We start from the raw sequence: 26,828 nt of genomic DNA on the forward strand, positions 1-26,828 counted from the left end.
GTGATTTTTTAAAACTTGCTTTACACATCGAAGTTTAAATGCGTAATCATACTTGACTTTTCTTCCCATAATAATACCCTCAAATAGTGTCTAACTTTTTGGGAGCAGTTCAAAGCTTTGGCGGACTCTCTAAAAAAACACTTAACTTTCGATTAAGCACCAAAACCCGTATTAATGATAATCATTACTTTAGGTCACTTTTATTTCAAGTGTGTTCCAAAATATTTTTCAACTGTTTGTTGGTCATATTTATCTTCACCTCTCCAATATTCAACAAATGTCCAGTCATTTTTTCCTTTTATGGGTCTATCGTAACTTTTAGGTTTTAGAATTCCAATTGAAGCTAAAATTTCAATGAGTGCTTGTCTTTCTGGTTTACTTGACTTTATAACATCTTTTAATCTTGTTTCTAACTTTCCTGGATAATCATTTGGTTCTGAGGTTTCAATAATATTTAGTATGTTTTTAAAGATATTTATATCTTCTTTTAGAGGTTCTTCAATTGTTTCTTTTTCAAACTGTTGTAAGTCAAACAATGTATATATTAATTCACCATGTCTAACTCCTCCCCATTTTAGTCTCTCAAAATTCAGTACATTTAAGTCTCGTTCTACATAGTTTTTATCACCTATAACACCATACTGAACATCCCTACATATTTTACAAGTGTAAGAATGATATTTAGGTTGTCCGTTTTCATAAGAAGTTCCTGATACAACAGGGGAGTAGTCGTGTTTCTTAAATTTATGAGATAAGAAGTAACTTGATAAAGAAGAGCGTAGATCAAGTCTTTTTGAAGAAAGACTACTAAGAAAGGCTTTAGATATGTTCTCTAAGCTAATTTTATCTCTTATTGAGATGATTTTTTCCAAACATTCATTATGGTCAATTGTTAAAGGTTCAAACATATAGCCTTTTGATTTAGCATATTCGAAATCCTCCTTTAATAATTGTCTGTCTTTAGTGTCAATCCAACCATTTTTCCAAAATGATTTAAATAAAATTTGTTTTGCTTTTTTATCTGGCATTATTCTAAAATTGGCTGCAGCGGTTATGTGTAACGACCTTTGATTAAGCGCTAAACCGCAATTATTTTTATACGGTGTTACCTGCTGGCTTTTATTTCGTTTATAATTTTATTCTTTCTTTTTTTGGTCAAAATTTTAACCCAATATGTGATTATAACATCGTATCCACCAGATATTTTTCGTTCATTTTCATTCAGTTCAACAATCCAAGTTGCAATTTTACTTTCGTTTTTATTTGACTCTTTTATTTGGTCAAAATATTCCGATTTCGTTCCGATTTCGTTCCGAATTGTTGAGCACTATTTCCAGTTACAAAAATCACTTTCTTGTCGGTTAAATCATAATTTTTCAGCTGTTCGTCATTCATATATTCAGTCAGAAATTCAGATTCCGTTTGAGTAAGTTTCGGATTATTATCAATTCCGCATTCAACGAGGTTTTGTCCAATTGAGTTAATTGAAATCAGCAGTAAAATTATTGTCCCAATTTTTTTCATAAGTTCGATTTTCAGCTTGCAGGTAACGTTTATGTATATGGAAAGTTGCGTGTTTGAGTGCGAGGATTTTCCGAAGGAAAATCGGACGCAAGCAAACAAAGCAAATCACATTGGTTAAGCTAAAAATAGCAATTTTTTATATACTGTGTTGTGCAACGTATTTTGTTTTTTATTCTGTCAATCCTTTTTATGTTCTTGTTCAGTATGATTTTGATTTCCATTAATCATTTTATCTTCGTCATACATTGCATTTGACATTCCAAGCATAACGGCAGTAATTATTAATATAATTTTTCTTTTTATCCAATTAAGGATTTGTTTGGATTTCTCCAAATGTGTTTTATTCTTTTGTTTATACATTTTAGTAATGATAAATGATTAGACATTTGTTTTATCATTTTATGCAGTAAAGCATATTCGCATAGAAAGTAAAGTCTGTTCTAGGCTATGTATAAACTTGTATATTGATTGCTGGACACGAATTTTTTATTTAAGAAAACGTGTCGAGCTATTATTGAACTTATTGTTTGATACCGTTCAATTTGTAAATTAAAGATTCTTGTAAATTTAGCACTATAAAAATCTCGTAAGTTGAGATATGTAATCAGCGCAACAAATATTTTTTCTGATTGAAGCTGTCTACCGTAAACGTATAATTCCGAATATTTATGGCTAAATTCTTTTCGGGTATTGATGTTTGAGACTTGATGATAGTTCGAAGAATTGGTTTGAGAATATAGAGAACATTCGTTAACCGTCAGACCGAAAATCAGAAGGAAGGAAATTAGATATTTTATATACTTTTTCAATTTATTATTTCAAATTATCAATCTTTGGCATATGTTGCACAACTTATTCATATGACTACTTCAACTACTCATTCTCTCCAAAAAGATCCCAATATGGATTATTCTGCATCATAGAAACCCATTGAAGAGATTCGGCCGAAGTTAGTTATTCTTAGTAAAAAAAAACATACGTATTTCTACCTATTTTTCTTAAACTGAAGCTAAAGTACAAAGGCCGTTTTAATTAGTTTTACGGAAAACCGTAATTTGAATAAATAAATGATGAAAAGAGCTTATTTTGTTATCGTGGATTTTAGGTTTTTGTATCATTTTTAAGGCGTAACACCTAATTTTTATAAAAAAAATAGGTAATAAAATTTTCATATCATCCTTTTCACTACATTTATTCCACAATTAAAACATCTTAAAACATTAAGTTATGGCTAAATCGCAAGATTCAAAAAAGAATGTAAAAAAAGAGGCAACATTAACGCCTAAAGAAAAAAAAGCTGCAAAGTTGGCTAAAAAAGCAAGCAAAAAATAAACAGCTTAATTGTAAATACGCTTGAATAGCATAGTAATTAGCGTTCAAGTTTATTTATCATTCTTGTTGTGTTTCCTACCTTCAAGAAATAAGTTTTCGGAATTTAAATTATTTATTCTGAGTACAACTTTATTGTTAGAGCGAGATATAAATTCAACAGTATTGGATATATCTCTGCCTAACATAGAGTATAATTTCACTTCTTTATTCAGTAAATTTTTCCCAGTAATGGTTAGTTTATTAGCAAACGGATTTGGGTAAATTTGATTGGCTGTATTCCGTTCAACGTGATCAGGAACTAAGGTTTCCTCATAACTCATTACTTCCTTTAATATTTCATTAGGTGTGCCAAGTATCTCCGCTAGGTTACGCCATTAAACCTTCATTTCTTACATACAAATTCATTCTACAACAGTTCGTTTTTCTCCAATCTGCTATTATGGTAACAGAGGTTCTTCTATCGCTGGAAGACATAATATTTTTGTTACTTCTACTTTTTTATAAAAATAGTATACTAAATACTTTCAATAAATATACCTTCGTGGTTAATTTCAATAGATTCAATTGCTGGTTCATTAGCATTAGCTCTCAAATCTGACCATTCAATATTTATGGGAAATGCATTTTTTAGTTTCCACACTATTACTGGTTCATGATTTTCATTTAGTAAGGAAATCGTTATATCTCTGCGTTCAACCTTATTGTGCTGTATTGTGTTTATCCAATCATAAAATTCAAGATCATTTTTTTTAAGACCTCTTTTTAAAATGATATTATTATATTTTAATTGTCCGGGTATTTTTTCTGTGGAGTGTACAGCAGAATCGCCTTCTCTATACTTTATACTTTTTGCTTCAATAGATAATCCTGATATTTCGGTGAAACCTGTTCTAGTTCCTCCCCATTCAACTTTAAAGTGACTTGTGGTTAATGGATAATTGCTCATAATGCGCTTAATTTTTAGTTTTAAAATGTGGATGTATTTTTTTATGGTATCATTCATTCCGTTATTTCAAATGAGTCAATTCATATCTTCGTGCTAAATCAAATTTAAATAGTTCAATATTATTTATTTAAGAGGGTTGCAACTTTATGGCCTTTATATTTTAGAACCTTCTGTTTCTCCTTCAATTGGTGTGTTTTCCTTTTTAAGGTATTTATCTAAAAACTTTAGAATTCTACTATAAGCTTCTATTTGATTTTCTTTTTTAACAAAACCATGACCTTCATCTTCGAATAATACATATTCTACAGGAACGCTATTTTTTCTAACGCCAGCAACAATTTCATCACTTTCTATTTGTAATACTCTCGGGTCTTGAGTGCCTTGTAAAACAATTAAGGGTTTGGTTACTTTATCGGTATGGAATAAAGGGGATATGCGTTTTAATCTCACAGAATCTACCGAAAATGGATCGCCTAATTCTAAATATAATGACTCTCTATACGATTCCCAATATGGAGGAATGCTCTTTAATGTTCTAATCCAATTGGTAACACCAAAGAGATTTACGCCAACATCAAATTCTTCTGGAGTGTAAGTTAATGCCGCCATAGTCATGTATCCACCATAGGATCCACCAATGATGCCTATTTTGCTGTTATCAATTTCGGTTTGCGATGCCAACCAATTTTTACCTTCCACACAATCTTGTAAATCTTTCTCGCCATGGTTGCGGTCATCCATTTTATAAAATGTTTTTCCGTAGCCACTACTTCCACGATTGTTAACCGCTAAAACCGCATAACCATGATTAACTAAATATTGAATAAGAGAGCTAAAACCTTGGCGTGTTTGACCACCCGGACCACCATGAACCCAAACCATTGCTGGTACTTTGTTTGTTACAGACGCCTGAAGAGGTAAGTAATAAATAGCAGGAATTTCTACACCATCAAACGATTTGAAACGTATCACTTTTGCCGTCACTAAATCTTCAACATCTATAGCATCATTAAGAACATTTGTTAATTTATGTTGTTCCTTAGTTTCAAAATTATAGGTATATAAGTCTGAAGGTGAATTAGAACCACCAACATACATGCGCATCCATTTTTCATCGTTGCTAAAACTAACACTTGTGATGCTTTTATCTTTAAAATCTGGTAAATCAATGGGATTCATTGTTTTAGAATCTAAAATGTCAATAACATTTTTACCATCCTCGTTTGCGTAAACAACCATATATTTTCCTTCGGAAGTAAAACGGCTTCCCGAAATATCCCAAGATTTTTCTAGAACTTTTAATTGCTCTTTAGTCTGTAAATTATAAGACATTAAATATGAAAATTCTCCGCCATCATCTGTTGTATAATAAAATGTAGAATTATCATCTGAGAAATCTTGAGCTGTATTTTTACTTTGATTTTCGTTGATTTTAATCGTTTCCTTTGTTTTTGCGTCATAAAGAAACAAGTCGCTATCATTTGTGTTTAAAGATTTTGATAAAGCAAAATAATTTTCATCACTAGAAATTACTTCAAAGTTAAGACCATCATTATTTTGATAAATCATTTCCGAGGAGTAATCAGTTATAGACATTTTATACACATCAAAGAATTTTGGATCTCTTTTGTTAGAACCAACATATAGATAGTTATCATCTTTAGACCATTCATAAAAAAAGGAAACAGCCCCCTTTTCTGGTGTTATATCTTTGATAGTACCGTCTAATTCCCTTACAAATAAATGATTTATTTCATCACCATTTCCATCGGCACTTAATAGCATTCTATTGCTATTCGGGAAGTACGATTCTGCAAAAATAGAAGTGCTATCAGAGGTAGTAATCGCATTCATTTCTCCACCTTTAACAGGAATAGTGTAAACATTATAGATTCCGGAGCGATTACTAGAAACAAGTAAGCTGCTATTATCTGCAGAAAAACTTCCACCATTCACAGCTTCATTATCCATAAATTGTTCAATAGTATATTGCTTGATTTCGCGATCTACCATCACTTTATCTGTTTTGTTGTCTTTGCAAGAAAACATGAGTATTAATAAGCATAATCCTAAAAAATTTGTTTTCATAATATTATATTTAATTTTTTTACTGTTAATCATTGATTTATAGTAGGTTTGGTGTTGTTTCTTATTTGTTTTTAATCAACCAATTTTTATAACACTTTATCAAAAATTGCATGCCATCCTTTTTATACTCATCCGTAAATATTGTAAAATGGTCTCCGGGAACATAACTAAATACTATATTGGTATTTAACGGCTTCATTTCTTTTTCTAGTAATTGTACAGAACGGTTTAAAAAAATATTATCACTATTACCAACTGATATTCTAATTTTACCTTGTAAATCGTCCTTAAGGTTTGCCCAATTTTCTCTTAATAAAATAGATATATCATATCTTTTCCATAAAGCAAGTGCATCCTTATTTATTTCTCCGGTTGCAATATCTACTAACCGAATTCTGTTTCCGTCCTTATCATATCCACCAAAAACGGCATCAAAAGAATGAATTTGTGAACCTCTATATATCACATTCTCAGTTTTATAAAAGTCTTTGGCATTAATGACAGGAATTCTTCCAGCTATTGTGAATAAAGGTAGCATGTTGCCTTTATCTTTATAAAAGATATTGTCCGCTTCATAAATATTTACGTTTTGGTAGTTTCTAAAATCTACTTGATCGGGAGCACTAGACCAAGCTCCTGCAAATGTTTTTGGATAATTTATTTGTAACCAAAGGGTCGTCCAGCCTCCGCTGCTATGACCGTGAAGTAAAAAGGCACCGTTAGTTCTATATTTTTGCTTTAAGACAGGAATGAGTTCTTTTACAAGTGCGTCTCCCCAAGGACCGTTAACATCACTGTTTGCATAGGTAGAATGTCCTTCTGAACAATTTCCATCTAAATAAACAACAATGGTAGACTCCTCTTCTAATTGCTCTAAAAAAGCACTACGACCTGAATGCAATTTATAATTCGCTCCAAAACCAAAAATTGAAAAAATCACCGGATATTCTTTATTAGGCTGGTTATAGTATTCTTTAGGTAAGCTAACGGCGGCGTTAATAAACATATCCTTTTTATGAAACTTACTCAATAGGTTCGATTTAACACTTACTTCTTTTAAAAATTCAGTTTCATTAAATTTTATTGGTTTAATAACCTTATCTGCTTTAATCTTAAAAACTTTATTAAAATCCTTGGTTAGATTAATTCTTATCGGATCGGAATAAATATTTCCAGAACTTGAACCAATATTTACATCACCAAGATTTAAATCAAATACAGCTTGTACATAGTATTCTCCTCTTTCAATATTTGATAATTCAACGGGATATGATACGGCATCATCTTTGAAAACTGCGATTTCATTGGCTTTTAAATTATTTACAACTACTCTATAAACAGGAGTTAATTCAAGTCCAACAAAAATGTCTTTTGGTGATTTATTATCTTTTGAAAGGTAGAGGAGCACATTTCCTGAAAAATCTTCTTTAATTAGGCTAGAAGCGAAGCTAACTTCAAATATTTGAGCATTAGAATGGAAGCCAAATATTAAAAAGAGAACAATTAAAAGGTATGTTTTTTTCATTATAGACATGTGTTTATAGTTAATGCCAACTTAATTATATGGTTAGTTTTTTATTAAAACCATGCATTCGAACTTTTGTAAATACTGCGTTATTATAGAAAATAATATCCGCAATAATTCGGTATCAATCTTTAGAATAAATATCTAAAAATGAATTTAAATTATGCTTTAAAAAGTAGATAGGGAAGAAGTGTAATAACCTTTTAATAAGGTGCTTGTGTTAAATATATGAAAAAAAATATTTAAAAAAGAAAAACTTAATAATATTTAATTTTTGAAATAAGAGATTTCTTTGAGTGATGTGTATTTTCTGGAAATGTTACTTTTTAATTATACGTTCAGTAAGTTTGTTGTTTATGTTAATAAGGTATGTGCCAGAATTTAAGCTTCTTATGTCAATTTTTTCATTTGGATTAGCTATATCACTTAATATTTTCATTCCGTTAATACTAAATATGCTATATTCCATTGGTTGTTTAATGTTTGAAAAGCTTATAAAGTCTGAAGTTGGATTAGGGTACATAATAATTTTGTTATAGCTTAATTCATTTAGTCCTAAAAGGGTGTTTTCTAGTTTTGATATTTTTTGACCACTATGTTCAGAGATATACAGTTCGTTTTCTATGAATATAATGTCTGTAGGACCGTCTAGTCCGGATACAACTTCAATGGGAGTTGGAGTATTATTCGATATGTTGATTTTAGTTATTTTATTTTCAGCAAGTTGTGCAATAAATAATTCGTCTCCATTAATTCTAAGGCCTATTGGTCCATTCAGACCTGTAATAACATCCTTGGTTGTTGGTGGGTTACTAGAAAGATCAATTTTGGTGATTTTATCTCCCAATATTTCAGAAACATATAAATCACTCCCATTAAGGGCAAGCGCACTTGGAAAATTTAAACCAGATACAACAACTTCTCGTGTTGGTGAATTATCAGAAATGTCAATTTTGGAAATAGTGCCAACATAAGATTCAGAGAAATAGAGTTCATTACCGATTAGAATCATACCATTCGGTTTATTTAGTCCTGTAATCACATCTTTTAAAACTGGCGAATTGGATGATATGTCAATTTTAGAAATCTTGTTGTCAAATCCAATTGCAATATACAAGTCATTTCCATTTAGAACCATACTTAATGGATCATCCAATCCTGCAATAATATCTATAGGGATTGGATTACTATTTGAAATATCAATTTTTGACAATTTGTTACTTGTCTGTTCCGTAAAATATAGATCATTACCATCTAGCAATAGCCTGTTAGGATTTCCAGATAATCCTGTAACAACATCTATTGTTTGAGCTATTAAAATATTTACACTTAGTATTAATAAGACTAATAAGTATAGCTTTTTTTTCATAATATATTTAATGTTTACTAACAATTTGATACAGTAAATCGCGTCTTTTTAAATTATATAGTTGGTACTGTTTTTTTTAAACTTATGCATTGGAAATTATGTAAATAACACTTTTTATAAAAAGAAGTATCTACAACAATTCCAAGTCAAAAAATAGAATAAACATCTAATCTTGACTTTAAGTAATGGTTTAAAAGTAAATAGGGAGGATGGGTAATAACCTTTCAATGAGGTATATGTGTTAAAAATATATAAAAACAGATATGTTAAAAAAGAAAAACTTAATAATATTTAATTTTTGCTGATTTTTTGAAATATGAGATTTATTTGGATGATATGTTAATACTTTATGGCTTTTTTTAAGATTATCATTTAATGATAGTTATATAAATTATCTATTAAAAATGTAATGCTTTTTTACTAAAGTATTTTTTGTAGTAGTTATTTCTTTGATTGATATGCTTTTAAATCATTATCTATTATAAATATCTTTCTATTTTTTGGAGTAGAATATCATTATGTGTGTCAACTAATATTGCTTGATTGTAAATGTCTTCGAAAGTTTAGGTTTCAGACATGTTATCTGTGGAATGTTTACATGATATTAAAACAAAAATAGTATGACTAAATATCTAAACTTTAGGTTAAGCACTAAATCCCGTTTTAATAATATTCAATTAATTTTTAATTATTTTCTTAATTTTATATTTATTATTTTTTAAATTAATCTTAACCAAATAAAGCCCTTTGCTAAGTTTTGAAACATTTATTTTTTTGTTGTATCCTCTATAAAGAAGTGTAGATTGTATATCATAAATTTCAATTGAAGTAAATTCTAGGTTATCAATTAATAGTATGTCTTTAACAGGGTTTGGATATATAATAAATTCGCTAGTTACTTGTTCTACATTAGATAACACGTTATCGTTTGTTGTAAATGAAACTAATTTTCCATTACTAGATAAGGGGCCGATGTTAAATGATTCGGATGTAATAAAATACTTGTTATCTTCAATATGTGTTATAGCCTCTGCTTGTTCAAATCCCAAACTTGTAAGTAATATTTGTGTGTTAGTACCCGAAAAAATATCATTATTTTTAAAGTTTTCACTAACCCAAACAAAAGGTTGTAATGCTGAATTATAACCTATTGAATATACTTTTTCTGTTAATGGATTGTAGGTAGCTCCAGTTATTAACCCTCCGCTAGTTAACGCTGTTGTCAATGATTTTAAAGTAAAAGTGCCGCTGTTTTTTGGGAATGAATAAGCTTTTGTTGTGCCATTAACCCAGTTTTTAGTAAATAAAATGAGATTATCTGCGTCAAAAGAAATGAGTGCTTCTGCATCCCATTCTGTATTATTAGGGTTAGAATCAAAATCTACTTGATCTGAATAACTGAAGTTTATAATTTCTGCTTTTACATTGGAGGAACTTAGATAATCACTTTTATTTATTTTGTAAATCTTTAAATCGGTTCTATTTCCACTGTTATTACCTATATCTCCAATGTATATAGATATTTCATCTTGTGCAATATCTTCCCAATCTACATTTGTAGCATTGGTAATTGTAATAGTTCTAATAATTAAACCAGAAATTGTATTTAACTCATAAAGTTTATTTTCATTACCCGAATCGTTATGAGTAATAAGTTTATTATTAAAAAATATAGCTCCTGATGATTCACTCAATGTTATTGGTAAATCAAAAACTTCTTCAACGTTCGCTATTTGAGCTACGGCCTTGCATGTGCTTAAAATAAGGAATGTTATTATAAGTGTTTTTTTCATAAGTATTTCTCCTTAAAAGGGATTGGGTTTAATACAAGATGTTTTTTAGTTAATTTATCTTCATTTTTTTTGTGAGCAAACAAATGTTGTAAAACGTTTATGCATAAGAATAGTTGCGGGTTTGTATGCGAGGATTTTCCGCAGGAAAATCAGACGTTACAAACACGCAACGACCTTTGATTAAGCACTAAATCGCAATTATTTTTATACGGTGTTAGCAAACGTTATTTATTTTTTTATAAATTTTATAGTGTTTCCTTGGTCAAATTTCAAGAAGTATAAACCATTATTTAAATTTTGAATATTAATTTTTTCTTTGTCATGGATAATACCTTTATCCATTATAGAACCCAAAACGTTATATATTTTATAACTATCATCTTTTTTTAAACCTGAAATTGTAATTAATTCTGAGGAAGGGTTTGGAAATATTTTAATTTTATTTTGTGCAATTTCAAAATTGTTAGTGGATAATACTTCTGCACTCCAAGTAAATGCATCGAGCGCTAAATAGTCTCCATTACCAGTTGCAGAAATAATTAACTCATCTACGTTTTTATTAGAGTTATCAACACTTCCCTCTGTAGAAAAATTTATAAAGTTAAAACCATTGTTTGGAGTAAAGTTTGCTCCATCAATAATGCCAGAATTTTTTACTATGGTATAAATTGTTGCTCCATTTCTTTTACCCTCTATTGTTAGTGTAGTTGAAACTCCTGCTGTCAAATTTCTTTTTGATACAAATAAGTAAAGACTTTTTATAGTTATATCTGTTCCATCTGTGGTGGTAATTGTAAATGAAGTTCCATCATTTTGATTTGGTGTTCCACTTGAATTATCAATAAACTGATTATCAGGTGAAGATCCATTCCATCCACCATTTGCAAAAGGTTCAATGTCATATGTTGTTTCACCAGAACCATTTGTTATAGTAAATCCTTGACCGCTATCTGTAAAATTAGTTGCACCTGCCGTTTCAGACTCAAAATCTTCTGTGGATTGGGCAATTATAGCGTTACTATTAAATAAAAGAACTAATAATAAAAAATGTATTGTGTAATTTTTTTTCATAATATTATTTTTTAATGTTTGCTAACAATTGAATAAAGGCAATAGTGTATATCTAATGGTTATTTAAATAGCATCTTATTATTTATTAAAGAGGCCGTAATAAATTACATAACTCGTTAGCAATATTTAGTGATAGCAACTAAAATTGACTTTTGCTTCTAATTGTAAAAATAAATAGGGAGGATGTGTAATAAGCTTGCTTATAGCTTATTGGGATTTAAAAGTAATTAAAAATATTTAAACTTTAAGGGTTTTATAATCTTTTTAGTGAAATTAATATAATCTAATAATATGATTTTGATAGTATTATGGACACGTGTTGAGTAATTCTGGGAAATTTCTAAATACAGAATATCTTTATTTAAATTAAAAGGAGGGAAGAATGAGCTCTGTTTTTTTATTACATTTTATAGGAACTTTGTATATTATTCAGAATAAATATATGCATATACTATTTTAAAAACATAATTAAGTAACTAGTATAATTATATCATAATAATATTGGCTTACCTTGCGCCCGTTTTTAGTTGCAGTCAAATGCAATACATAAAAGTTATAATCATGGAGAATAATCGTAATAACGAAGACATAGTCACTCAAATTAATAAGGTAATAGAGAATTACTTTAATACACATACTAATAAAGATTGGATTCCTGCAAAAGACATCATGGCAGATTTAATATTAGCAGGTGTTTTTACAAAGGATAATAAAAAAGGTTTACCTCTTCGTAAAGTGTTACGAGCTTTAGATAAAGAGAAAGCCTTGACTAGAATACCTTTAGTTCACGCAGAACGCACAGAAACAGCAGTCTATTGGTATTTGGTAAGAGAAGGCGCTAAGTTTGTTCCAAATGAAGCTATAACAGCCGTTTCTAAAAAAGAAAAATCTAAAGCACAAAGAGAAAATAGTGATGAGTTCTACATCTTAGATCTATGTGACGAATTACTTAGTGAAAAATCTTCGCGTAAACATACTTTTCCTTTTTTGTTAGGAGATATGCATAAAAGAGGTAAAACAAGAACAAAATTATCTTTACCGGGCTTTTATAAAGAGGCTAATTTAGTAATTGAATTTGCAGAAAAGCAGAACGAAGTAGATCAAGATTCGGATAAGCTAGATGTTATGACGGTAAGCGGTATTACTAGAAGTGAGCAAATAAAAAAATATAATAAAAGACGAAAAGATGTGCTTGATAAAAAAGACATCAATTTAGTTGAAATCGATTATTCTTTATTTGAATGTGATGATAAACAGAGCATAATTAGAAGTAAGGATAAAGATTTACTTATTTTAAAAGAAATATTGAAGCAGTATATAAAATAATTTTAAGAAGTTTCTTCTTAATAATATTACTAGAGTTTTGAAGTGAAACTTAAAAGAAGCTATCCTTTTGGATAGCTTTTTTTGAAAAAAGGAAAGAGTTATGCTTTAAAATGTTTTTTCCCTCATCAAACGCGTTATCTAGATTATATTAGGATAGTCTGAAAAAAAATTACTTTTTTTATTAAAAATAACGTTATTTGTATATAACAGTTTCATATGAAAAATATTAGAGCTTATATAGAAGAAACCATTACTGTGAACGATACCGATTGGACGTTGTTTTCATCTAAATTAATTAAGCGCGAGTTTAATAAAAAAGATAAACTTACCGAAATTGGTCAGGTGGAGAACTACATCTCTTTTATAGAATCTGGTATTGCACGTTTTTTAATTCCGAAGGAAGATAAAGAGAAAGAAATCACTTTCGGGTTTTGTTTCGAAAATGAATTTATAAGCGCTTACGATTCGTTTTTAACACACAAACCATCGCTCTACCAAATAGAGGCGCTTACAAATATGGTTATTTGGAGTATTTCTTATAAAGATTTACAAGAAGTATATCAAAAAAGTTTTGTTGGTAATGTTATCGGGCGCATGTCGTCAGAGCGTTTATTTCTCATAAAATCTAAACGAGAGCAATCGCTTTTAAATGAAACTGCAGAAGAGCGTTACCTTAAGCTATTTACAGAGCGTCCAAACTTAATTAAAGAGGTGCCTTTAAAATATATTGCTTCGTATATTGGGGTTACAGCACAGGCTTTAAGCCGAATTAGGAAACGAATTTCTTAACCTAGGTTCATTGTAATTTCCATAAAGTAATAAGACCTTTGTTAACTAAACAAAGATTATGAGTATTCTTATTTTTATTATCATTTTATGGTATACAGGTTTGTTTTTTCAAACATTCTTTTTACATCGTTATGCGGCGCATCAAACCTTTACCATGTCTAAAATGGCAGAGCGTATATGTTTCTTTTTAACTTGGGTTTTTCAAGGTTCTAATTATTTAAGTGCTTATGGTTATGGTGTTATGCATAGAATGCACCATGCTTATGCTGATACAGAAAAAGATCCACATTCGCCTAAATATGATGCCAATGTGTTTTCTATGATGTGGCGTACAAAAAACATTTATCAAGACATAAATCAAAAACGAATTGAGGTTGCTGATAAGTTTACAAAAAACGTTCCGCAATGGGAGTCTTTCGATAAATTTGCAAGTTCTAGAGTGTCTCGATTAGTTTGGGCTGCATTATACACTGTGTTTTTTATTTTCTTTGCAACTGCTTGGTGGCAATGGTTATTTTTACCTGTAGCTTTTTTAATGGCACCAATACACGGCGTAATTATAAATTGGTTTGCTCATATTTATGGGTATAGAAATTTTAAAGTTGCCGATACGTCTAAAAATTTATTACCATTCGATTTTTTAATGATGGGCGAAGGCTATCATAACAATCATCATTCTCACAGTGGACGTGCAAATTTTGGAGTGCGTTGGTTTGAGGTTGATATTACGTATTGTATTATGGTTGTTTTAGATAAACTACATATTATTAAATTGAAGAAAGCCGTTAGTTAGTAAATTCGGTATTATATAGCAAAAACAAAAAAGCAACCTAATTAGGTTGCTTTTTTGTTTTATGTAAATTAAAATATGTTACTGGGTTTGCAAGACACTTTGATCAGGACTAATCAATATTTTATTCAAAACTCTTTTAATATCTATGTTGTCTTGTTGGGGAATTAAAAAAGGTTCTAAATCTTCCGAAGTATTAATTTGCTCGTACTTATCGATAAAACCGTAACCTTTGTAGCTGCTGTTTTCAATTAAAATGAAGGCTTCTTCATTTTCATATCGACCTTGTTGTTTTACGATCACGTTTTTAGACATGTTTTTAAGATAATCTATAGCTTGTTTAACACGAAGATTATATAAAGCCATCGATTCTTTTTTATCACAAATACCTTTACAAGATTGAATAGGGTAGAGCGAACAATTTGCGGTACCTTCCTGTAAATGTGTGTATTTTGGGCATAAATTAAACTGTTTACAAAGTACTTCTAAGTAATGGTTACATTCTTGAATGCTATATAATACTTGTATGGCGTTTGGTGTCGATTTTAGTGTATTGTAAGCCAAATGTAATATACCATTTCTGTCTTGATAACTAAATATAGCATACGCTTTAGGAGCACGTTTAGCGGCTTGATTGTATTTTGGAAGATGTTCCTTTAACGCAGCATCTTCCATCAGTAATGCAATGGTTTCACTACCCGAAAGTTCATAATCTACATCGGTTAATTCTTTAGATAAATTAATCTCTTTTTCTGCTTTACTCGAAAAATGACTTAACACGCGTTTTTTTATGTCTTTAGCCCGGCCTACGTAGATAATAGCATCGTTTTCATCTTTAAAATAATAGATTCCGGTGGTACTTGGTAGCTGATCGAAAGTTTCTTGTTTAAGATGTTTTGGTACTTTAGTTTCTTTAGTGGCTTTCTTTAAAAAGGACTCAATAACTTCGGCTGCTGTTGGCTGATTTAGTAGTATTTTAAATAGAATAACAGTAGCTTCAGCATCGCCTCTTGCGCGGTGTCTGCCTACTATGGGAATATTTAATTTAGCACACAGTTTACCCAAACTATAGGTTTTGTGGCCTGGTAATAATTTTCTAGAAAGTCTAACGGTGCAGAGTTTCTTTCTAACAAATTTTATATCTATTGCCGCAAATTCATTTTGTATGGCGTTAAAATCGAAACTCACATTATGCGCTATAAAAATGGCATTTTGGGTAATAGATAAAATGTTTTCTGCAATTTCTGCGAATGTTGGTGCTTTAGCAACCATCAAATCGTCAATGCCTGTTAAATCGGTAATGTATTCAGGGATTAACTGTTGAGGATCTACAAGCGATGTAAATTCATCTATTAACTCATCGTCTTCATATCTAAAAATAGAAATCTCAGTAAGTTTATTTCCTGGTCCAGCGGTTTCAACATCAATTACGGTATAAATCATTATGCTAATCTTTCTAAATTCTTATGGAATATGACACTATATTTAAATGAAGTGTTTTTTTTGTTGTACTACAAATGTAAGCAATAATTGCTTTAATATGTAGCTGTGAATTTTATTGTGAATGAAATATTTAAAAAATTAGATTTTGATATATTTTGTGAAAGATTTAAATAGTTGATTTTTATCGTTTTAAAGTAAAATGGCCTTTAAATTGACGATGTTTTTCGCTGAAAAGTTCTTGGAAATCAACGGTGTACCAATAATCAGAAGATGGCATCGGGTAACCTTTAAAAGTACCATCCCATCCTGGACCAAAAGGATCTAAAATATTTAATAGTTTTCCGTACCTATCATAAATATAAATAGAAACATCTGTTTGGAATTCTTTAGATATGCCTAAAGCCAGCCATGTATCATTAAAACCATCTCCATTTGGAGTAAAGAATTTAGGAATGCTAATAACCGAAATTTTTTCAGAATCTATACCACAACTATTTTTATCTCTAACGTAAATGGTGTGCAATCCGCCTTCTACATTATTAAATATATTACTGTCTTGGTATGGTCCAAATTCGCTGTCTATAGCATATTCATTGTCTCCAATACTATTCTCGTTAAGATAAACAGTAACAGTTTGTATGTCCATAGCATCTATAATATCTACGCGATCAATGGTTGGTATAGTTGAAGGTGAAACAATAATATCTCTTGTTTTCGAACAACCTTCTAAAGATGTTACAGTTACGTTATATGATCCAACTTCGTTAATTTCAATTTCCGGAGTTGTCTCGTTTGTGTTCCATAAATAAGTGAAATTATTTGTAGAACCCGTAATTAAACCAGCATCTAAGGTGATGGTTTCAGGGTAGATGTTTAGACAATAAATAGTTTCATGAGTAACTTCAATATTTGGTAAGCTATTTACAACTAGTAGAACTTCTTCAATATAAGAACAACCTTCGTTATTTTCAACACGAGCGTAAATGGTTTGAGAATAAGCCTCTGTATTTTGATAATTATTTGCTAATATATCTAGTTGCTGTTCTGCATTTTGATAGGTGTCATAATAAGCGACATCAAAATTTTCAGTTGAATTTATTAAAACTTGAGGAGACGCTAAGCTTAAATCGAAGGTGTTTAATCCGTCTTCAGAATTTAATTCATCACAAACATATAGTATGGCTGGCGTTAATTCTATAAAGCTACTATTTAAGGTAAGCGTTGTAGAATCGAAGCAACCGGTAGAGTTATCAACTACTTTTACGTAAATGGTTTGCGGATTTGTAGTGTTTGTAAACGTTGCGCTTTGTTCGTTGGAATCACTGTCTAATTCGCTTTGCGATAAGTAGAAGTGAGTTGTAACGTTGGTGTTGTTTGCTGTAACTTGATCGTCATAATCATGAAGATTAAATTGCATTAATCCATCGGCAATATCTGTATAATCACATTCTGTAATAGAGGTTGAAATTACGTTTGGTAGAGGTAACTCTTCAACTTCAACATCAAATGTACCAATACAGCCATCGCTGTCTTCTAAAGTTACGTTGTACGTTCCTGCAACGGAAACTTCAATGGATTGCGTGGTTTCTGTCCTGTTCCAGGTATATGTTGAGTAATTTGGCCCCATATCTAAAACCACAGAAGTGCCCGCGCAAAAGGTTGCTTTTGTTAATGTTGGTGGTGTAATATGAATAGTCTCAATGTTGAAACTCGTAATATTATCACATTTATCGGGAACAGACACTCGAACAAAAACAGTTTGTGAATTTGGATTTACATTTTGATGTACTGTTGGGTTTGGAATTTGGTTTTGCTCCAAATTAGCATCCATTCTGGTATTGAAATATCTAAAAGTGGCTCCAATTTCTGAAGTAAATAAATTTTCGAAAGCCGTTAAATCGAATATGGCATAATCATCTAAATCATCATCACAAGATTCTAATATTTCGGTAACCGTTTCCACGGAAGTGTTTGCTCTGTGTTGTATTTCCACGGAAGTGATATAGGCACAACCTAAACTGTTTTCTACTCGAACATAAACATCATGGTTATTATTCGGGATGGTGTAAGTACCAGAAAGAGCTGCGTTTTGGTTTTCGGCATTGGTTTGCGAATTGTAATATTCAAAAACTAGGTTCGCTGTGTTTGCAACTACTAAAGTGTTTAATTCAGTAAGGTTAAAGCTGTAATTACCATCGAAATCGGTATCGCAAATTTGGTATGTATTTGGCGTTAACTCTATAAAACTACTATTTAAATTTAGTGTTGTAGAATCGAAACAGCCTGTGGTATTATCAACGACTTTTACGTAAATGGTTTGCGGATTTGTTGTGTTTGTAAACGTTGCGCTTTGTTCGTTGGAATCATTGTCTAATGCACTTTGCGATAAGTAAAAGTGAGTTGTAACGTTGCTGTTGTTGCCTGTAACTTGATTGTCATAATCATGAAGATTAAATTGCATTAATCCATCGGCAATATCTGTATAATCACATTCTGTAATTGATGTTGAAATTACGTTTGGTAGAGGTAACTCTTCAACTTCAACATCAAAGGTGCCAATACAGCCATCGTTGTCTTCTAAAGTTACGCTGTACGTTCCTGCAACGGAAACTTCAATGGATTGTGTGGTTTCTGTTGTGCTCCAGGTGTATGTTGAGTAATTTGGTCCCATATCTAAAACCACAGAAGTACCCGCGCAAAAGGTTGCTTTTGTTAATGTTGGTGGTGTAATATGAATAGTCTCAATACTGAAACTCGTAATATTATCACATTTATCGGGAACAGACACTCGAACAAAAACAGTTTGTGAATTTGGATTTACATTTTGATGTACTGTTGGATTTGGAATTTGGTTTTGCTCCAAATTAGCATCCATTCTGGTATTGAAATATCTAAAAGTAGCTCCAATTTCGGTAGTGAATAAGTTTTCAAAAGCCGTTAAATCGAAAAAGGAGTAATTGTTTAAATCATCGTCACAGGCTTCTAAAGTTTCGGTGACAGTATTAACATTGGTCGATGTTCTAATACTAACATTAACTGCGGCAACAGCCCAACAACCAAATTGATTTTTCACTCGAATATATACAGTATGATTATCATTTGGAATGGCATAATTTGTCGTGTTAGAAATAGCTCCGGTTTCATTTTCAGCATTTGAGAATGAGGTGAAGTATGTGAACACTAGATTCGTTTGATCTTGTATGATTAATGCATTTAAGTCGCTTAAATCTAGCGTGAAAAATCCGTCGAAATCGGTATCGCAAATAGTATGACTACTATCAATTAATTTAGGTGTGGCGAGTACCTTTAAAATAACGCGACCTATAGAAAAACAGCCCGTTAATGGATTGTCGAATCTAACAAAAATATTATCGGTTTCTGAAGCTGTATTATGATTTTCGGGTGTTGAAATTAGAAAAGCTGTATTAGCAGTTTGTGCGCCTACTTCATCAGAATAATAAGTAATGTCAAGCCCTGTAGTATCGGCTAACATAGCCGGAATGGCGGTGGTTAAGTCAAACTCTTCGGAAAGGTTAAAATCATCGTCGCAAGCCGTAAGTTCGGTGTCGTTTACAGCGATAGGAAATGTAAAATTTAATGTTATTTCAGCAATTGAAAAACATCCCGTGGTTCTATTTGTAACCCTGACATAAATAGTTTCCGGAACACTAGTAATTAGATATCTATATGAAATTGCTCCGCTGTTATTAATAGCATTATTTTCTGAAGTAAAATAACGGAATGTATGGTTTATAGGATCGGAAATGATAGCATCATGACTTAAACGTAAATCATAATATTCACTGCCATCGGTAAAGTTATCGCAAACGGTAACATCAATGTTGTTAACTACTGGTGCGGAAATTAAACTGAAGTTAATGTCTCCAGAAATATCGCAACCATCTGGTGCGGAAAGATTAACATATAAGGTTGTGGTGTTTGTTATATTCGCTGTAGTTATTGGTGTGTTTTTGTTGTTTGCATTATCTAAACTGTTGTAATACGTTAAATCGATGTTGTTTTGAGTTCCAATTATCTCTGAGTTGAAATCTGATAAATCAACATTGTTTTCAATACCGTCATTTTCAAAATCACAAAGACTTAGCATATTAGATCGTAAATCGGGTATGGAAACAATAGTTATTTCTATTTCGGCTGTGTTATAGCATGTTGTGGTTGTATTGTATAAGCGAACAAAAACGGAATGGTTAGATGTGGCTAAATAATTTTCAGGTGTTGGTATTTGGGTTGTTGGATCTCCTGTTTCGGCTTCTGCTTCAGTATTGTAAAAAGAAGTTTCATAGTCTATAAAATTTGTGTTTACATCTGGTAAAGCATCGTTTAGGTTAATTAGCTCTTCATTATTGTTATCACTATCACAAGCTTGAATTTCGGCGTCGTTTGTAGTTATTATTGGATAAAAATCGAAAGTAATATCGGTTTCTGTTGTACAGCCGTCGGGTGTAGTTACAAAGACATTAATAACTCGTGTTGGTCCAATAATGTTGTAGGTTTCTGGTGAGCTAATGTCTCGTCCGTAAATGTCTTCATATTCGAAAATGGCACCTGTTTCTGTAGTGATGTCATCTTCATATTGAGTAATGTCATGTACTTCTCTGTTGTTACCAAATTCGTCACAAATAGTAGCTAAAACCGGATTAAGAAGTATGGTGGTTTGAAAATCTAAATTAACTTCTTCTACTGTAGAATGGAGTTCGGTTCCTTCAAAAACTAATGCAATACGAGCATAAAGCGTTGTTGGTGTGGTAATGTTTATTTCGGTAATAGCACCAGTATTAGCGTCGGCATCGGTTTCTAAAATATGATAGGTGACAACCATGTATCTAGAATCATCAAAACTAGAAATTAAGCTATCATCATATGCGCTTAATGTTATTAATTCTTCGGAATCGTTATCGGTATCACAAATTTGAAAATCTCCATCGATAGCTCCTCCGGAAAATCCAACAGACTCTAATTCGATACTTCCTATGGTGATACAACCAGAATCTGTATTAGTGAAAACAACAAAGACTTCGGTTTCAGGATTAGTAACTCCAAAATTAGCTGGATCACTTATTAAACTGCTCGGGTCTTGTATTTGTGCTCCATTTTCAGAATCGTAATATTGAACAGTAATACCTGTTAAATCGGTGACCATATCATTAATAGATGTGGTTAAATCGAAAATAGTTCCTGTACTAACTTGGTTATCGTTTTGAACGGTTACACCATCGATATATGTGAAATTTATAGGAAAAATTTCAATACAACCATTTGATGTGTACGATCGTACCCAAATTTGAGAAGCGCTATTTAAACGGTAAACTTCTGGGTCTATAGGATTGCTCGTGGCATTTGGGTCAAAAGGATAAATGTTTCTTTCCGCCCAACTTTCATAAAGATGATAACTAAAGTTTAAAGCCGAGGTATTGTTCGATTGTACATCTGTTTCATGTTGTGTTAAATTGTAAATAGCAATATTAGAACAAAGCGTAACCTCAATAGGTGCAACAACGGGAACGGGATTTAGAACTATGGGGATTTCTACAATATTCGGGCAAGATTCATCGGGTTGAAGCGTTAAGCGAACAAAAACAGAATCGCCATTTGCAGCGGTTAGATTAGTTTGCGGATTTAGATTGTTTTCAGCTTCATTTTGATTTAAATGATAGGAAAGTGTAGCGCTAGATTGGCTACCAATAATTTGAGTGGTGTAATCGGAAAATGTTATAATTTCTGAATTATCATTATCTACATCGCATTCTGAAATTTGAGAGAGTTGTGAGGTTGCTAATTCTTCTAAATTAACGGTTAGTGTTCCTACATCAAAACAACCAATGCCACGTTGTAATCTAACATATATGTTTTCTGTTGAGGTTGTTAAAAGGTAGTTTTCTGGAGTCGGTATTGGGTTAGTTTCATTTTTCGCATCGTCTGGAGAATTATAGTAACTCAACACTAAACCAGTTTGCGTGCCAACCATTAATGGCACATAGGTTGTTAAATCTATAGTTTCTTCTCCAACCAAGTTAATATCGCATACGGTTTGCTCATTGTCTATAGCTATTGGGTAAGAGAAATCAATGGTAATATCTATGGTGTCTTCTAAAACAACATCGGTGCCAATACACATATCATAAGTGACTCTAGCGGTATAACTTGTAGATTCTTCTGGGCAAATGGTTATTTGATCGCCTGTTGCAATGAGTGTGTTTCTGGCATCTCGCCATTGCACAACTGTTGTAGGAATTCCGTTTGGTGTAAACCGCCAAGCTTCATTAGTGGCGCTCCATATACCAGAATTTCTATCGGTAGGCGTTGTTGCTGATGTTCCATCTTCATTTTGAATTCCTATCAAAGCATTTTTTCGATAAGCTCCAGATGTTATTTCGCAATTTATTGGTTTGTCCTTTATATAAACATCGATAATATTCGAGGTTTCGTAAAGTACAATTTGAGTTGTAGACCTTGTGTTTTCGCAGTTAAAATGGTTTAAATTGTCGTAACTAATAACAAAGGTGCGTTGCGGAGCAGTGCCTGTAGTATAGGTTTTAATTTCGCCACATTCGTTTTCTGGTGTGCTCGGGTCGTCGGTGCAGCCAAACACATTATCATCGTTTGTTAAATCGTGATAAGCACCAAATATAGCATTGGTTGGCATGGATGAGTTTGGTAAACTCCCTGAAAAATAAGGGCTATCGGCAAGAGCCAGTGTGGTGTTGAAACTGATTAGTCCATTATCTCCAAGAATAAATGAATTGAAACCTTCGTTGTAAAAACAAAAATCGAAAGGTAATGGTAAAACAGAACTCCATTTATCGTCGGCAGAAACGGTTACCGAATTTTCATTTGTTAAACCAGATAAGTTAGTAAAAGGTATACTGTTTACTTCGTAAGAAGTAGTTTCGTAAATAGTGGTGTAATTGGCTTGTAAAACAAAGCAGCGATCGGCATCCGTGGGATAATCACAATCTACCAAAATATCTGTTAAACCTCCAGCATCGCTAATTTCGATTGAAGGGGTGATATTTTGTGAAAAAAGAATTGTTGGTAATATCAGGGATATAAGGAGGGACCTATAGTGCCACATATAATTATCTTGATTATTTTAATAAAAAAATAAATATATGGAAAATTAGATTTAACAAAGCTTTAAGTTTTCTTTGTTCGACGTATCTCCTTTTATGGGTGTTGTATTGATTGGTTTTTGAGGTGACGTTTACTGCTAATAACTCTTTTTTATAAGTAATATACTAAATTTAAAAAAGAAAAGAGTTATAGAAATTTGAGAAGGTTTTATAAAGTAAAATGAAGTCGGTAGTGTATTACACATTGATTAAGGTTGCCTTTTAACTAAACCCTCTCAATAAATTTGAGTTTTTATTGAGAGGATTGATAGTGATGTAAAAGAGGGGGTAGTAAATTAAACTATAGATTTTATTAATTAAAAAGCACCTCTTGTAATTTTTCTAAAGTTATAGGTTTAACAATATAATTACTATCAATATTATATAGTTTTGCGCGCTCTATATCTGCTTCGCTGTTAGAGCTTGTAAGTATGTAAATATTTATTTTTTTTTCGCTGGGTATTGCTTTAAAAGCATCAAGAAACTGCCACCCATCCCAAATAGGCATATTTAAATCTAAGAGTATTAATTCTGGCAGCTGCTTTCCGTCAGAAATTATTGCTTTTAATTTGTCAAATGCGTCTTTTCCATTCGAGCATGTTAAAATCGATTCCACAAGTCCGGTTCGTTTCAAAAACCGTTTAGTAATATAGACGTGTGTAGGGTCGTCTTCAATTATACAAGCTAAGTTAATTTTTTTCATGTTTAAAAAATACTTTAAAAGTTGTTCCTTTATTAAGTTCGCTAGTTACTTCTATTTTTCCACCTAAAGTTTCTATTTGGTTTTTAGTAATAAATAAACCAATACCTCTGGCGTCTTCATTGTCATGAAATGTTTTATACATTCCAAATAGTTTTTTTCTGTGTAAATTTAGGTTTATTCCAATACCATTATCTGTAAATGAAATTATAGTGTATCGTCCATTTTTTTCTGAATTTATATTTAAAAAACTATTTCTTTCGTCAGAGCTGTATTTAATTGCATTAGTTACAAAATTTAAAATAATACTTTCTAAATAAGCAGGGACACCGAGTACCTCAATATTTTTTTCTATATTATTTGTTATTTTTATATTGTTTTTTTCAGCAAGTGGTTTTACAGAGGAGATTTGTTTATTAATAATATTATTTAGAGGAATTAGTGTTAAATTCTCAGTTGAAGATAAGTTAATTTGAACAACTTCGGATAAATGATTAATCGTTTCTTCTAAATTCGTAGACGATGTTGCTAATAATTGAATCATTTCATTTTCAAAAAAATCAGGTTCATCATCTTTCAAAATTTCTAAAAGAGCCGAAATTCCACCAGAATGCGAACGTAAATTGTGCGATACAATATGGGCAAAGTTTTTAAGACGGTCATTTTGGTCTTGGGTAAAAGTGATAATACGTTTTAAAGCCTTTTCTTGTTCTTTTAAAAGTGTAATATCAATAAATTGAGAAATAAAATAAAGGGCTTCTTTTTCAGTACCTCTTACAACAGAAACAGCGAGATGAATATAAACAATATGTCCTTTTTTATGGAAATAACGTTTGTCTATTTTGTAATGGTCTTTTTTTCCGATGATTACGTCTTCAATTAAAGATTCATCGGTATTTAAATCTTCAGGGTGTGTAATATCTTGAAAAGTTAATTGGTTTAACTCATCTTGAGTGTACCCTAATATATCACAAAGTGTTTGGTTTATTTTAATCCATTTACCATCCTTATCAAATAAGGCCATCCCAATGGCAGCGTTTTCAAAATTACCTCGAAAGGCTTGTTCACTTTGTTCTAATTTTATTTGGTACTTTTTAAGATCGTTAATATCTTGTATGGTACCGTATATTCTACTATACTTGTTTTCTGTTTTTTCGGGAATACCAATAACTTTAACCCATCTGTATTCTCCTTGTAAAGTAACAATTTGTAATTCAATTTTAAAAGCTTCTCCAAAATTTAAAGCTCTAAATACTAATTCGGTAATTTTAGATCTACTAGAACCTTCTCTGTAAAAATTAATACCAGTTTCGAGATTTGGCTCGTAATCTAATGCTACGCCATGTATTGTTTTAGTTGTATTACTCCATTTTACTGTTTTATTTTCTACAGACATATCCCAGAAACCAATATTAGCTTCATGATTGCAACGGTTTAAAAACTCTTCATTTTCTTTAAGTTCCGTAATTTCAATATGTGAGCCTACCATCCTAATGGCTTTGCCTTCTTTATTTCTTAGAGCAAGTCCTTTAGATCTAATCCAAATAGTTCTACAATTTTTATGGGTGTATCTTAATACTTGATCGTACGGTATTGTTGGATCCTCAACGTGATCATTAAAATTAGCAACAGCAATTTTTAAATCGTCTTGGTTTATAATATTTTGCCAAGCAGATGTTTTGTGTGGCATTTCATCAGGATTATAGCCTAAAACTTCCCAAAAACGATCGTTCATCCACTCGTTTTCCGGATTCTCTAGATCCCAATACCACATACCATCGAGTGAATTACTTTGAACAAACTCAATGATTTTAAGATCTGTTTTTAAAGAACTATAAAGCTCTTTTTGTAAATAGTTCATTTAGGTTTGGAATAATTTGATTATTTATAGGTATAATATAAAAATTCAATAAAAAAGCAGTTTTCTATTACGTTTTGTTTGTAAAAATAGTTTATTTACGTATAACACATGTTTAAATGTAATAATTAAATTTTTAAATAAGAAATAACCTATAAAATAACCTTTTATCTATGGAATTAATATTTTTTGGTTAATTTTAAATTAAAACCTTTGTTTTAATAATAAGTCTGTGATTATTATAATATATAATTTATGGTATTTTTAACAATCTGAAATTGATTGGACATACTCATATTATCATTCAATATTAATATTTGTAAAGAAAATTGATAGAGTTTAAATGAAAATATTTAATTTTTTATAACGCAGGTTTTTAGTTAGTTAGGGCTTGTTTTTGTGTGATTAAATAGAGTAAAACTTATTTGAATTTTTGAAAATATTAATTATGGTATTGTTTTTGATTTTAGATAGTTAAAACAAAAGAAATGTATTTTTTTAATAAAGGTAATATAGTATTATCGTGATTAAATAAAGAAAAAAAAGGTAAGTTTTGAATTCAATATATTGTATTCTGAAAAATTTTTTTTGATAAAAAAAATCGACAAAACGCTTTTTTTTTACGTTAAATCACTTAAATTTGCATTCCTGACCCAAAAAACCTCAATATGAAATTTAAAGTTGTATTATTTTGCATAAGCCTATTTATGATAACCAGTGTGGGCTTTGCTCAAAAAACTAAAGTGGCTAAAAGTATTATTAGTTCAAAAGTTGCTATTAGAAAATATCATAATAAAACAGACTTAGATCGCATGCAAAAAGGCGAATTATTGGTTTTATACGTAGAACGGATAGAAAGTTTGGCTAAATTGTTACCTTATATTGCTTTTGCAACTAAGCCAGGTGTAACAATGTCAACTCTTGGAATACCTAATGATAGCGATAATAGAAATGCCTTAGACGATCAATTTGAAGCTACCGCTGAGTATTTAGAAAAAATGAAAGAGTTTCAGGATCGTATATTACCGTATTCTGATACAGATAATTTAATTTCTGCGATTTTGTTTTATGAAGAAACTTTGAAGTCTTTACATGAATTTAGTGAATTTCACTAAAATATATTTCATTTTTATATTAATGGGTT

18 protein-coding genes are annotated in these 26,828 nt (G+C 31.0%); 4 read left to right on the forward strand and 14 right to left on the reverse strand.

All coding sequences use genetic code 11. The features are described from left to right. Positions 1-200: 200 nt before the first annotated feature. From M4I23_RS17430 to M4I23_RS17475, 10 genes are all read right to left on the reverse strand, one after another. The gene (locus M4I23_RS17430) at positions 201-1,028 is read right to left on the reverse strand and encodes a hypothetical protein (RefSeq protein ID WP_249755245.1); all 828 of its coding nucleotides are present in this window, start codon (positions 1,026-1,028) and stop codon (positions 201-203) included. A 244-nt stretch (positions 1,029-1,272) separates the two neighbouring features. Then, complete coding sequence (locus M4I23_RS17435) at positions 1,273-1,524, reverse strand: hypothetical protein (RefSeq protein WP_249755246.1); 252 nt, start codon at positions 1,522-1,524, stop codon at positions 1,273-1,275. 177 nt (positions 1,525-1,701) lie between these two features. After that, entirely contained in the window at positions 1,702-1,884 is a 183-nt protein-coding gene (locus M4I23_RS17440; protein WP_040757494.1) for a hypothetical protein, read from the reverse strand. 1,022 nt (positions 1,885-2,906) lie between these two features. After that, positions 2,907-3,176, reverse strand: a complete 270-nt coding sequence (locus M4I23_RS17445; RefSeq protein ID WP_158851270.1) for a T9SS type A sorting domain-containing protein — start codon at positions 3,174-3,176, stop codon at positions 2,907-2,909. Positions 3,177-3,370: 194 nt separating this feature from the next. Then, on the reverse strand, positions 3,371-3,802 hold the full coding sequence (locus M4I23_RS17450; RefSeq protein ID WP_158851268.1) for a phage tail protein: 432 nt from the start codon (positions 3,800-3,802) through the stop codon (positions 3,371-3,373). Between the two features lie 153 nt (positions 3,803-3,955). Beyond that, positions 3,956-5,890, reverse strand: a complete 1,935-nt coding sequence (locus M4I23_RS17455; RefSeq protein WP_249755247.1) for an alpha/beta fold hydrolase — start codon at positions 5,888-5,890, stop codon at positions 3,956-3,958. A gap of 61 nt (positions 5,891-5,951) precedes the next feature. Next, on the reverse strand, positions 5,952-7,415 hold the full coding sequence (locus tag M4I23_RS17460) for an alpha/beta hydrolase-fold protein (RefSeq protein WP_249755248.1): 1,464 nt from the start codon (positions 7,413-7,415) through the stop codon (positions 5,952-5,954). A gap of 319 nt (positions 7,416-7,734) precedes the next feature. Further along, positions 7,735-8,784 carry a T9SS type A sorting domain-containing protein gene (locus M4I23_RS17465; protein WP_158851262.1) on the reverse strand — a complete coding sequence of 350 codons (1,050 nt, stop codon included), beginning with the start codon at positions 8,782-8,784 and terminating at the stop codon, positions 7,735-7,737. Positions 8,785-9,461: 677 nt separating this feature from the next. After that, positions 9,462-10,577, reverse strand: a complete 1,116-nt coding sequence (locus M4I23_RS17470; RefSeq protein WP_249755249.1) for a T9SS type A sorting domain-containing protein — start codon at positions 10,575-10,577, stop codon at positions 9,462-9,464. 228 nt (positions 10,578-10,805) lie between these two features. Continuing rightward, positions 10,806-11,648, reverse strand: coding sequence for a T9SS type A sorting domain-containing protein (locus M4I23_RS17475; protein ID WP_249755250.1), 843 nt, complete (start codon positions 11,646-11,648; stop codon positions 10,806-10,808). 561 nt (positions 11,649-12,209) lie between these two features. Here M4I23_RS17475 and M4I23_RS17480 point away from each other — a divergent pair. The 3 genes from M4I23_RS17480 to M4I23_RS17490 all read left to right on the forward strand — a co-directional run bounded on the left by M4I23_RS17480 (position 12,210) and on the right by M4I23_RS17490 (position 14,556). Then, a complete protein-coding gene (locus M4I23_RS17480; protein ID WP_249755251.1) occupies positions 12,210-12,974 on the forward strand; it encodes a hypothetical protein in 765 nt (254 codons plus the stop codon). Between the two features lie 216 nt (positions 12,975-13,190). Beyond that, entirely contained in the window at positions 13,191-13,763 is a 573-nt protein-coding gene (locus M4I23_RS17485) for a Crp/Fnr family transcriptional regulator (protein WP_158851256.1), read from the forward strand. Between the two features lie 58 nt (positions 13,764-13,821). After that, positions 13,822-14,556 (forward strand): acyl-CoA desaturase, encoded by a 735-nt coding sequence (locus M4I23_RS17490; RefSeq protein WP_249755252.1) that lies wholly within the window; start codon positions 13,822-13,824, stop codon positions 14,554-14,556. Between the two features lie 78 nt (positions 14,557-14,634). Here the strand turns inward: M4I23_RS17490 and M4I23_RS17495 are convergent, their stop codons facing one another. From M4I23_RS17495 to M4I23_RS17510, 4 genes are all read right to left on the reverse strand, one after another. Then, a complete protein-coding gene (locus M4I23_RS17495) occupies positions 14,635-15,996 on the reverse strand; it encodes an exonuclease domain-containing protein (protein WP_249755253.1) in 1,362 nt (453 codons plus the stop codon). 181 nt (positions 15,997-16,177) lie between these two features. Further along, positions 16,178-23,089, reverse strand: coding sequence for a T9SS type B sorting domain-containing protein (locus M4I23_RS17500; protein WP_249755254.1), 6,912 nt, complete (start codon positions 23,087-23,089; stop codon positions 16,178-16,180). Positions 23,090-23,439: 350 nt separating this feature from the next. Continuing rightward, the gene (locus M4I23_RS17505; protein ID WP_158851250.1) at positions 23,440-23,829 is read right to left on the reverse strand and encodes a response regulator; all 390 of its coding nucleotides are present in this window, start codon (positions 23,827-23,829) and stop codon (positions 23,440-23,442) included. Next, positions 23,816-25,687 (reverse strand): PAS domain S-box protein, encoded by a 1,872-nt coding sequence (locus tag M4I23_RS17510; protein WP_249755255.1) that lies wholly within the window; start codon positions 25,685-25,687, stop codon positions 23,816-23,818. Before M4I23_RS17510 ends, M4I23_RS17505 begins: the two co-directional genes overlap by 14 nt. Positions 25,688-26,352: 665 nt before the next feature. On the opposite strand from M4I23_RS17510, the gene M4I23_RS17515 reads away from it, so the two are divergent. Further along, a complete protein-coding gene (locus M4I23_RS17515; RefSeq protein ID WP_158851244.1) occupies positions 26,353-26,799 on the forward strand; it encodes a hypothetical protein in 447 nt (148 codons plus the stop codon). Positions 26,800-26,828 lie beyond the last annotated feature (29 nt).

The organism is Algibacter sp. L4_22, assembly GCF_023473045.1.
Lineage (GTDB): Bacteria > Bacteroidota > Bacteroidia > Flavobacteriales > Flavobacteriaceae > Algibacter.